Consider the following 11,826-nt stretch of genomic DNA (forward strand, 5'->3'; position numbering starts at 1 on the left):
TAATTTATGTTCACCCGGAGATTCCACATGCGAAAATTAATCGCAATGAATTTATTGCTACCGACCGCTGTCATCAGCGCAACAATAACCAATAACATTCAAGGAGTCGGTCCACAAGGTTCTGTAAAACCTTATATTTGCATTCAAGATCACTCTGGCAATGTAAATCTAAAACTTGCTGCAGGACAATCGGGTGATGCTAATAAAGCCTCTGGCAATGAGTATTATGCGGGAGCAACCTTACGATTTGGTGGTTGTGATACATCCAATACCTACCTTGGTTATGTAGGTTTTAATATTAATAATTCCGGCAACAACTCAATCGGAAGCTATTCACCGCCTGAAGGTGTCCACATCATTTACGATAAACCAAGTATTAATAGTCAAGGGCAAGTTGGTGGAGCCATTATCTACACGTCAATTGCAACAAATTCACAATTAACTACTGCCAAAACATCTAAATTTTGGCAATTTGTGGGTGTAAATCTCTCAGGTTTAGAATTTGGTAAGGTTATTGACCCAGTTGTAATCCCTAATCTTTCGACTCAAGACAGCACAAGCTCCAATTCAGATCTAAAAGAAATGCAGTCTTTTATTAATGCAGGAATGAATACTGTTCGCGTCCCTGTCAGCTGGGGTTATTTACAGCTTGATGGTGCCGGCAAAGGCTCATTAAATTTGGCTTACTACAACAATTTTATCCGTCCTCTTTTACAGACGCTAACTCAAGCAAAAGTACATACAATTATTGACCTCCATGCTTATATGCGTTATTCAAAATTTGGTGAGCAATATTCCGGCTGTGGCGCTTCAGGTCCATGCCCTGATGGCACCTTAATTTTGGATACAAAAGCTTACGAATTGGTATGGGGGCAACTGGCTACACTCATTCAGAATGATCCAGCCATCAACAAAGATTATGTATTATTAGACTTAATGAATGAACCCGTAGGTGTTCCAGATGATAGGGTATTCGCTATCCAAGCATCCATAATCAAGCTATTACGACAACAAAAATTTAATGGCTATATTTTGGTTGAGGGAAACAATTGGTCAGGTTTGCACTCATGGACCACCCACCAATGGAAAGGGAAGGATGGCCAACAATATAGCAATGCAACTTTATTTACTCGCGATAACTTTGTGAATGCTGGCATTACTGATTTATCTAAGATACTGATTAATGTTCACCAGTATCTTGATAATGACTACAGTGGTACCCATGATAATTGTCTCCAAGATTTGAGTACAGAAGGATCTAATGGCTTTAATTTAAATGCTTTTGCTAATTATTTGCTGGAAAATCGGCTAAAGGCCATGGTTACGGAATTAGGCTCTGGAAAGGATGCTGGAAGTTGCAGCGAACCACTGCGCCAGTTCATGCTTTATTTGAAAGATAATGCAGCTCAAGGTAAAGATTATGGCTTTGCTGGTTGGACAATGTGGTCAACAGGCCATGGTTGGGGTGATTATAATTTACGCATAAAACCAGACTCTTACCAGATGAAAGTGTTAAAAGAAGAATTTTTATAGCTAATAAAAAATTCCTGACGATCATGATCCAGGCATAAAATGGTCAATCTACGCGAGAGCTAGCGTCCTATTAAGAGGATTAGATTCCGCGATTAACACCGCGGAACGTTGAAGCCAAGGGTTTTTTTCATATGTAGTCTTTATCGCCAACACTATCCCTCACCCTTAGTGTGATAATTTTGGACTCATCTGAGATTGTGTATTTAAAGCAGGTTCAACATCAGTCTTTTTACTTTGCACTAGACTTCCCAAACGGGCTTTATAATCTATTGCATTGTCTTTCATGCATGTTTTTTTGAGGAAGTCCGCCTCAGTATCCTTAGCAATATAAACTTTATTACCCTCTTGAAATAATTTCGTTTTATTTTTGTAACCCATTGCATCACTAAAAGCACGAGCTTCCTCTTTTGAAGCAAATGTTAATTGCATGGAATAATTAACAACCCCTCGTGTGTCTTGGCGTATTGAGGCATTTTTATATTCAATAGATGGTTCTTTAGTAATTGGAGTATCTGATACGCTCTGGGCTTTTTCTTTACAGATTTGCTGCAATTCAACTAATTTCGAATGGGCTAATTTCTCTTGATGAACAGGACCCGCCTTTGGTTGACTTAGATCAGCCTTCATCACTTTAGCAAAAGCTTCCCTGGTAAGATAAACATCACCTTCGTTTTGAAATAATTGTTTGCGACTATTTATACCCATTAAATTTGTAAATTGTCTCGCCTGATTAGCATCGCGAAAAGTTAGTTTCACAGCATAAACTTGTGATTCATCTTCGCGATAAGCAACAGAAACATTTCCTGTCCTCACTTTGGCATTATTAAAATTCGGACTGGTTGCAAACTTTGATGCCAACTCGGCTTCAGATTTCTCTAAAGCCTTTTTTTCCAGCGATTCTTTTGCTTTTTTGTCCTTATCAAATTGTTTAACAAATTCCGTATTACAGGTATTCATGTCAGGCGCAGTTTTTAACTGACTATTTTTGTCAGTTGAAACAACAGCATCTACCGAAACACCCGTTCCATCTCGTTTAAATGAACTATTGTCAGCGCTATGTTGATAGACAAAATCACTACTTGGGCCATTGCCCAGATCTCTCGGCAATGCCGTCTTTCCGGCATTCATATCGCCACCAACCGTCACCTCAATGTCATGCTTGTCTTTTAAGGCACTCAAGTCTTTCGTTAACTGCTCAAGATTAACTCTTGGAGTTCTTTTCTTGGGATCTGGATCATCCATTGATTTTTCACTTTCCGCATGCACATTAACCAATAAACGCTTCTTTCCATCGGTCCCTTCGACTAAAGAAATTAATGCCTGCCCTTTAGGTGGAATAGCTCCTTCATATTTTTGTTGTAATTTTGCAACTTCAGCTTGTAACTTAAGATCATCAGCAGTAGGTATTGCAGAAGGCGCACTTTTATCCTTACATTGGAAAGTCAAGTTACCAAATTCATGTGGCTTCGCTTGAGCATAACGCCACTCCAATTTAGGCTTGGGCTCATCTAAATATTTTTCAATGGCGGCAACAAATTTAGCTTGCTGACCAACAGGTAACTCTTGCAGCATTCCACTGTCAATGTCCCCGGCATTGATCTTTTGAGCAATAGCGTAAGCTTCCATTTCCAAACCTTTTCCCAAGTCCTTAGGTGAGCTAGTTGCCCCGTTATCTTTATCAAGGTTCCATATCAGGGTTTTACCAAATATTGACGGATGGTGGTCCGAATGTAGGTTCTGCGTTTGAGTTCCCATAAGCACTGGTTTAGCCATAATTCACCTATTATTTACAATATCCTCTAATTATAGTGCTCCTTTTATTAATTAACTTCACTATTTTTAGTTAACCTTTACTTATTTTTTACCTTTTTCGTAATATTATGAGATTTCTTAAAAACTTCTCTTTGACATCATCTTGTAGAGATAAAATAAAACTTTAATAGCAACTTTATTTCATTATGAAAAAATTTCTTTGGACATCTTTAAAATCACGCCTGCAATTAGTTAGCACTCAAGAAGGCAAACCATTTAACTGGCTCTTTCTTCCAGGCGGCCCTGGGCTTGGCTCAGAATCATTAAACGGATTAGTTAGCCTTCTTAAGCTTCCTGGCTCAATCTGGCGTCTAGATTTGCCTGGTGACGGTTCCAATTTAACGACTGATGATAGCTCTTATTTTTCGAGTTGGTCAGAGGCTTTAGTGGAGGCCGTAGAATCACTGGATAATGTCATTTTGGTTGCTCATTCAACAGGAGGCATGTATGTATTAGCTACAAAAAAGCTAGAGCAGCTATTGATGGGCTTGGTTCTTATGGACTCTGCGCCCGATGCCTCCTGGCAGACATTTTTTATGGAATACGTTAATCAGAATCCTATTGCCAATCTTGAACAATTACAGGATCAATATCTTACTCATCCTTGTAATGAAACATTGAAACAATTAACAATCGCCTCAGCCCCTTATTTATTTACCAAGTCCGGGTTTGAAAAAGGGGTTATACTGCTTCAGCAGTTACCATTCAACTACAAAACTTCTGAGTGGTCCACTCAACATTTCGATACCCACTTTAAAGCACAATGGATTCCTCAAACGATACCAACGCTCATCTTTGCAGGTGATCAAGACAGAATAACGCCCTTGAAATTATTTACGCAGCTAGAAGCATTTAAGAAAGACAATATTCTCATCAAGGAGATTACTGCAGCCGGCCATTATCCATGGATTGATAATCCCGATGAAGTTAAGCTCGCCTTCAGTGAATATTGTCAAATGTTATAAATTAGAAGCCATAGAAGAACAATATTTAAAATTGTAGTGTACTAACATACTCTCCAGCAGTGGCCTCTCTTTCAGCTATGCTATGATAAAGACTACTTAAATTCTCTGTAGGCTCAGAATAGCTAAATTCCCCTCGTGAATTTTGTCGCATGCTTTCACGAAATAATGAAACTCTTCCTTGTTCTGATTGCTTAATTTTTTTAATAGCATCGTTCATAACGGTTTCAAGGTCAGTAAATTTAGTCTTCACTGCCTTAAGCCCGTCTAGAAGTTTATCCTCAAAAACCCCCATTTTTTTTGGAATTATTACGCGTTCCAATATGGATTTTTCACCTTGTTGGTAATTAAGCGTCTTGAATTCGCCATGGGCAAAGCGCTGCACCCGCACTGCATACAAAGCCTGGGCAATAATTCTAAAGAAATACTTCTGATGCTGAGCAAAATCCTCATGACCATATTGATCTTCCAAAGTAACAAGCGCATCGTTGCAAGTTTTGGCTGCGTCTTCAATCACTTGGGTTAAGTTCACATCGGTACATTCTTCTTTTAATACATTTAACTTATACCAAAATTCATACCATTTAGACTGGCGATGGTTACTTTCATCCAAATATTTAAAACCTGATTTAAATTCCTCAATGACCTCTTTTACCAAAGGCATAGCCTACTCCTTATACAAAAAACGCCTATCTTACCTTAACTCAATAGAGCGCTCTATTATAATTTGTAGTCGCTGTCAGCTTATGCCTGGTGAGGGTCAAACGCATCCCTTACCGCATCGGCAAAAAGATTGCTGGCCAATACCAGAACAAACATAAAAACAAAAGCCGACATCATAGGCCACCACACAATAGGTTCTCTTGCCAGTTCAAGACGAGCCCCATTAATCATATTTCCCCAACTGATGGTCATGGGTGAAACGCCAACCCCTACATAGGATAAAACTGCTTCAGCCAAAACAAGGAAACTAAAATCCAAAACCAAGGTAATTAACACGATATGCATTACATTAGGTAATAGATGTTTACGAATAATAGTAAAAGAACTACTACCCAAAGCTCGCGCTGCAGTGACGTAATCAACTTCTCTTAGCTTTAAGGTTTCGGCGCGCAGTAGGCGACATAAGCTAGTCCAACTGGTTACACCAAGAATAAGACAAAGAGCAAATAATCTGGCATCAGCACTTTTACTTAGTGTTGCAAACTGCTGCGGATGATTGGCAATATAGGTTTGCATAGACAGCACCGAAGCAGTAATTAGAAGTACACCGGGGATGGAGCTTAAGGTTGTGTAAATATACTGAATAATGTCATCGATAAGACCACCAAAATAGCCAGCACCTATGCCAAAAAATAAGGCCAGAGGCAACATAAAGAGCGTCGTTAGAATCCCTATTACAAGCCCAGTTCGAATACTCTTGACCGTATAATAAAAAATATCCTGTCCTATTTTTCCTGTACCTAATACATGAAAATTTCGCGATAGCCAGTAACCAGCCAGGGCGATAAATAGGCAAAGAAAAACAGTAAGCAATACACTGAAGCTCAGTTTACTTGGCAAAATAATTAACTTTTCAGCTCGCATCGACCTAATTACAATCAACAAGCACCACAGAAAAATCCCGCCGGTAAGAGACACCCATGCTGCTTTAATGAGTGCTCGCACAACTTCTTGCGTTCGATCTTCAGTATTTTTTATTGTTTGAGATCCATAATTTAATCGAGGATAAATTTGCTGGGGTTTATCATCAATAAGCCTTGTTTCTGCGCTGTATAAATTAAGAGCTAAAGGAGCTGAATAAGTTTTTTCATACACTGTTCCAAGTGGCGACAGGATTTTATCCAAAATAGATTCAGTTTGACTAGAAGTTGTATTTTTAAATTCAGCGTTTGTCTGTTTCAAATGCACTGAATCCATAACACCTATCACTAAAAAAAATAACAACACAACGCCGGCGCTAACGGCCAATGGCCTTTTGAGAATTCGTTTAAACGCAAGTCGAATATGTTTTTTCCGCAAGCTAAAAATTATAATTAGCGTACTAATCAATAGAACGCCAAGAAAGCATTTATCTGTCCATAATAATTCCATTAATTAAACCTTACGCGCGGATCCACTAATGTGTAGGAGATATCAGTTAAAATTAAACCAATGATATAAAGAATAGAACCCAAAAATACCATTGCTCTGACAATCGCAAAATCTTGTTGCTGAATCGCATCAATAATATAACTTCCAAGACCTGGAACACCGAAAAAAGATTCCAAAACCAGGCTTCCCATAAATAAGGAAGGAATTAAAACCACAATTCCTGTAAGAATGGGTAGCATTGCATTCTTTAAAACATGCCGAAATAATACACGAATTTCCGATAATCCTTTTGCCCTTGCGGTTTTAACGTAATCTCGATTCATTTCTTCTAAAAATAAACTGCGATACCATCTTGCCCCGGCCCCTACACCAGCAAGGATAGCAACTACCACAGGGAGGATTATAAATTTGATGCTATCTAATCCATCATCGTAGCCTGAAATGGGTACGAGTCGCAAAACCTTCCCAAAAATATACTGCCCCCCAATGATGTAAAATAAACTTGAAACTGACATTAAAATAATACAGAAAACCACACCACTTAAATCAAGATAGGTGGAGCGAAAAAAGGCCATGGCCATCGCAAAAATAATATCAGCTAACATCCCCCATATAAGAATTGGAATAGCAATCGCAAGACTTGGCCACATGCGATGAGAAATGTCATAACTAATGTCACGACCAGCATCGGAAACACCAAAATCAAAAGCAAATAATTTTAATGATTTTTGAAAAAACAACGTTCGAGTAATGCTTCTAATACCTTGTTCTTCACTATTATAAAATAAAGGTAAGTTGTAACCATGTTGTACCTTCCATTGCATGATGGCAGCAGGTTTAACATGTTTTTCCCCTAACTGCATCCGAGCCATATCATCTGGAGAATTCACCATGAAAAATAAAGCAAAGGTAATAATGTTAATCCCTAATAAAATTGGTATGGCATATAAAATTCGCCGCAATAAATACTGAATCATTTTTTTATTCTCGGGGCATGTCGCCGTTCTTTTTGATAATAAGCTAACAATAAAGGCAGTAATAACAAGAAACCAAATAAAATTAGTAAGCCAATCGGCCATAACACAGGTTTATTCCATAGTTCACGTAATTGATTGCGTCGCGGCACATCCACATTCATGTATTTCAATCCGTTGAGACTAATTGTGTTTGGTTTTGTCGGAGAAACCCATTGATGAGTTAATATTAGGGTTTGCGTATTAATTCCCCAAGCCCAAGGTGCATCATGCCTGACTATTTCAACCATGCTATCAATTAATTTTTGTCGCTCTGCATCATTCTTGCGGTTTCTCATGAGCTCGAATAAGCGGTCATAGCGGAGATTTTCATAATTTGAAGCATTTTCCCCATTATGTTTAACTTTGCCATTCGCACCATAAAGCATAAACAAAAAATTCTCAGGGTCAGGGTAGTCTGCATTCCAGCCCCAACTATAAATTTGAGCATTTCCCGAACGCATTTTATCTTGGAAACGGTTGTATTGCGTGGCACGAATATTTAAATCAATGCCAATCTTGGCAAATTGTTTGCGCATCCAGTCCAATTGAGCTTTATCATCAGGGCCTCCGGTTATAGGGACATCATAATGCAAAATTAATGCTTCACCAGTTTTGGGATCAATCCCTCCCGGATACCCCGCTTGTTTCATTAAAAACTTTGCATCTTTAAGAGGTCGCCTTGCTGGCTTGCTACCATCCCAACGATAAACGTAAGGATTGATACCCTCTGCCCCTTCTTTATAACCAAAAATTCCAGGAGGAATTGGTCCTTGCGCAGCGTTACCTCGCCCGTTATAAAAAATAGCGATGCTTTCATCAAAATTGACGGCAATAGAAATAGCCAGCCGTAATTTTCGTGCCCTTTCGCTTGTCCCACCCACGATAGGATCAAGCATGTTAAAACCTAAATAATAAATTGTGGGATCTGTCGTTTGCGATAACCGTATTTTTTTATCCTGCATGCTTGGCGTTAATGTAGGAAGACCCGCAGAGTTGATCTGAATTGCTTGATCAAAACTGTCAGCGCTAATCCCTGACAGGTCATAGTAGCCTTGTAAAAATTTATTCCAACGAGGAATTGACTCTTTTTCCAGGGTATAAATTGCTCGATTAACTAGAGGAAGTGGTTTGCCGGCATATTCTAAATAACCTGCCTTTTTATCTTCTTCTGAGCCATGCGAAGGAAAAAATTCTTGGCGAAAATTTGGGTTTTTACTCAGTACCATTCGTCGATTTGGGTTATTTTCGCTTAGCATAAATGGACCAGTACCGACAGGATACCAATCGAAACTCAAATTTTTATCATCCATACCAACTTGCGAGTAAAAACGATCTGCTTCCCAGGGAACAGGCGCAAAAAAAGGCATCGCTAACCAAAATAAAAATTGCGAATATTGACCCGTTATTGTGACCTCAAATGTATAGTCATCAATTTTTTGTACCCCAGCCATTGGATATTTTCTTAAATCAAGAAAATTAAGAGGTTGCAAATTATCGGGTAAACTTTGGGCAAAATCGCGAAAACCTACAATATGCTCACTCATTAAGCCGTAAATAGGTGAATTTACAGCAGGACTTGCGAGGCGTTTAATTTGGTAGATGTAATCATCAGCCGTTACTTCACGTGTGCCTGTTTTTGCAAAATCAGACAGCTTATTAATGTCATTATTATCAAGATAATCCGCAGATAACTGATGATATAAATATTGCCCTTTTTTATTTTTAGCAAATGCAGGATGCGGCTGGAAAAAGATACCAGACCTGATATGAATAGTATAAACCGTGTAAGCAACATCCCCATTTTTTGAATCAGGTATTGATTCATGCGCTTTATTAAGGAAGCGAATTTGCGGCATTGTGGAAGCAGTTAACGGTTCTAATTGATATGGTCTTATAAAATAATCGTACTGCAAAAGAGGTTCATAAATTTGCATAATGAATTGGTATTCATTACTAGAATAAGACTTCGCCGGATCGAGGGTTTTCGGTTGCTCGGCAAATGACGAATAATAAATTTTCTCTAAAGCATCATCATCTGGATAGGGATTATTAAAAGTCCAATTACCTGCATAGGAAGAAGTCATACTTAGCAGTAAAACGAACACCATCCATAGCCTGCTAACCACTGCCAAAGTACGATTCCTAATAAGAGTAAAATGAGTATTATGATGTTAGTGACAATGCGTTTAGTCAAGTAAGCAAAGCAAGAAATTCCTCCTCATTCAAAACCTTAACGCCAAGATCTATGGCTTTATCAAGTTTTGAACCTGCTTCAGTACCAGCTACTACATAATCCGTTTTACCTGAAACACTGCCAGAAACCTTGGCACCAATAGCAAGCAATTGTGCTTTTGCTTCCTCACGTCCCATGGCAGTTAAGGTTCCCGTGAGAACCATTGTCTTGCCATAAAAAGGATGTTGGGCATCAAGTTGTTTGCGTTCTTCTTGAGGCCAATGCACGCCATAGGATAATAATTTATCAATAACCTCACAGTTATGTGCCTGAGCAAAAAAATGCACGATATGATAAGCGCATATCGGACCAATATCTCTTAGTTCCATAAGCCTTTCAACGGATGCTGTTTTCAAGGAATCAATATCTTGAAATTCCGCTGCCAATACCCGCGCACTAACTTCACCAACTTCACGTATCCCCAATGCATATAAGAAACGAGGAAAGGTTGTTTTTTTACTTTTTTCTATTGCTGATAGTAAATTTTCAGCCGACTTTTTCCCCATTCTTGGAAGATTAGTCACTGTATCTAACTCCAGATGATAAAGATCTGATATATCTTGTACTAATCGCTCTTCGACCAGCTGATCAATAATTCCTGCACCCAAACCATCAATTGCCATCGCTTTGCGAGAGGCAAAATGCCAAAGCATTCGTTTAAGCTGAGCACTGCAAAATAACCCGCCAGTACAGCGTGCAACAGCTTCATCTTCTTCACGAATCACATCAGCCCCACAGACTGGACATTGAGCAGGCATATGAATACTTTGGGTTTCTAACGGCCGCTTCTCAAGAACAACAGAAACTACTTCAGGAATAACATCGCCAGCCCGACGAATGACTACCGTATCTCCGATACGAATGTCTTTGCGTTGAATCTCATCCATATTATGTAAGGTAGCATTACTAACAGTAACCCCAGCCACACTGACAGGTTTTAAACGGGCAACAGGGGTTAACGCTCCCGTACGCCCTACTTGAAAATCCACCGCCATTAATTCAGTCATTTCCTCACTGGCCGGGAACTTATGAGCACAAGCAAAGCGAGGAGCACGCGCCACGTAGCCCAAATCGCGCTGTAATGCAATACTATCTATCTTATAAACTACCCCATCTATTTCATAAGGCAAATCCATTCGCCGCTTCAGCATAGATTGATAAAAAGCGAGACAGCCTGATAGCCCTGTTGCCTTTTGAGTCTCACTTGAAACTCTAAATCCCCAACTTTTTAAAAGCTCAAGTTGGAGGAAATGACTTCCGGGCAAATCAAAATCCTCACATGCTCCAATACCATAAAAATAAATGGCTAATGGTCGCGTCGCTGTAATAGCCGCATTCAATTGACGCAAGCTCCCTGCAGCGGCATTTCGTGGGTTGGCGAAAGTTTTCTCTCCCGAGAGCCTTGCCCGAGCATTGTAGGCTTCAAAACCTGCTTTAGGCATATAAACCTCTCCTCGAATTTCAATTAAACGCGGAGGATTGTCGCTTAGTATTTTTAGGGGAACTGCGGCGATTGTTTTGATATTATTTGTAATGTTTTCACCTACCGCACCATCTCCACGAGTTGCTGCATAGGCTAATAGGCCATCTTTATAGGTTAAATTAACAGCGAGTCCATCAAGCTTTGGTTCACAAGTAAAAAGTAACTCTTCTTTGTTATCGAGTCTGTCAGCGATTCTTTTCATAAAAGCATTTAATTCTTCTGTTGAAAAAACGTTCGCCAATGAAAGCATGGGTTTTAGATGCACAATCTCTTCGAAGGCACCTGCAGGACTAACACCAACGCGTTGAGTAGGTGAATCAGGGGTAATATAATGTGGATTTTCACTCTCAAGTTTTTGTAACTCTTTAAAGCAGCGATCATATTCGATATCTGGAACTAAAGGCGCATCCAATACATAGTAATGATGATCATATAACCTGATACGTTCTCGTAACTCATTAATTTTCATTAAAATAATATCTTGACTCATCTATCAGGAGTTCCTTGAAAAAAGAAGCAGTTTAGCATTATCCAATTCTTTGGCGGAATACTACGGCCATTTGTATTTTATACTAACTTAGGTCGACACTGACGGCACGTCATAATGCCTTTCCTCCATTTTATGAATAAATTTTACTCACGCATAATAAGAAAAATTTCTGACCTATAGGACAGCTTTTTTAGTAGAGATTA

The 11,826-nt window shown here is 39.1% G+C and carries 8 protein-coding genes; 2 read left to right on the forward strand and 6 right to left on the reverse strand.

Annotation, left to right across the window (positions count from 1 at the left end; translation table 11 throughout):
* Positions 1-27: 27 nt before the first annotated feature.
* The gene (locus PXX05_RS07660; RefSeq protein WP_275087639.1) at positions 28-1,533 is read left to right on the forward strand and encodes a glycoside hydrolase family 5 protein; all 1,506 of its coding nucleotides are present in this window, start codon (positions 28-30) and stop codon (positions 1,531-1,533) included.
* A 165-nt stretch (positions 1,534-1,698) separates the two neighbouring features.
* Here PXX05_RS07660 and PXX05_RS07665 read toward each other — a convergent pair whose 3' ends face one another.
* Positions 1,699-3,306 carry a hypothetical protein gene (locus PXX05_RS07665; RefSeq protein ID WP_275087640.1) on the reverse strand — a complete coding sequence of 536 codons (1,608 nt, stop codon included), beginning with the start codon at positions 3,304-3,306 and terminating at the stop codon, positions 1,699-1,701.
* 185 nt (positions 3,307-3,491) lie between these two features.
* On the opposite strand from PXX05_RS07665, the gene PXX05_RS07670 reads away from it, so the two are divergent.
* Positions 3,492-4,310 carry an alpha/beta fold hydrolase gene (locus PXX05_RS07670; RefSeq protein WP_275087641.1) on the forward strand — a complete coding sequence of 273 codons (819 nt, stop codon included), beginning with the start codon at positions 3,492-3,494 and terminating at the stop codon, positions 4,308-4,310.
* Positions 4,311-4,335: 25 nt separating this feature from the next.
* Here PXX05_RS07670 and PXX05_RS07675 read toward each other — a convergent pair whose 3' ends face one another.
* From PXX05_RS07675 to ligA, 5 genes are all read right to left on the reverse strand, one after another.
* Positions 4,336-4,971 (reverse strand): hypothetical protein, encoded by a 636-nt coding sequence (locus PXX05_RS07675; protein ID WP_275087642.1) that lies wholly within the window; start codon positions 4,969-4,971, stop codon positions 4,336-4,338.
* Positions 4,972-5,051: 80 nt separating this feature from the next.
* Complete coding sequence (locus PXX05_RS07680) at positions 5,052-6,401, reverse strand: ABC transporter permease (RefSeq protein WP_275087643.1); 1,350 nt, start codon at positions 6,399-6,401, stop codon at positions 5,052-5,054.
* Entirely contained in the window at positions 6,401-7,378 is a 978-nt protein-coding gene (locus tag PXX05_RS07685) for an ABC transporter permease (protein ID WP_275087644.1), read from the reverse strand. The genes PXX05_RS07680 and PXX05_RS07685 overlap by 1 nt, the downstream gene beginning before the upstream one ends.
* Positions 7,375-9,525, reverse strand: coding sequence for an ABC transporter substrate-binding protein (locus PXX05_RS07690; RefSeq protein WP_275090482.1), 2,151 nt, complete (start codon positions 9,523-9,525; stop codon positions 7,375-7,377). The genes PXX05_RS07685 and PXX05_RS07690 overlap by 4 nt, the downstream gene beginning before the upstream one ends.
* A gap of 82 nt (positions 9,526-9,607) precedes the next feature.
* Positions 9,608-11,623 (reverse strand): NAD-dependent DNA ligase LigA, encoded by a 2,016-nt coding sequence (gene ligA, locus PXX05_RS07695; RefSeq protein ID WP_275087645.1) that lies wholly within the window; start codon positions 11,621-11,623, stop codon positions 9,608-9,610.
* Positions 11,624-11,826: the final 203 nt, after the last annotated feature.

Origin of the sequence: Legionella cardiaca, from assembly GCF_029026145.1 — a bacterium.
In the GTDB taxonomy this organism is placed as follows: domain Bacteria; phylum Pseudomonadota; class Gammaproteobacteria; order Legionellales; family Legionellaceae; genus Tatlockia; species Tatlockia cardiaca.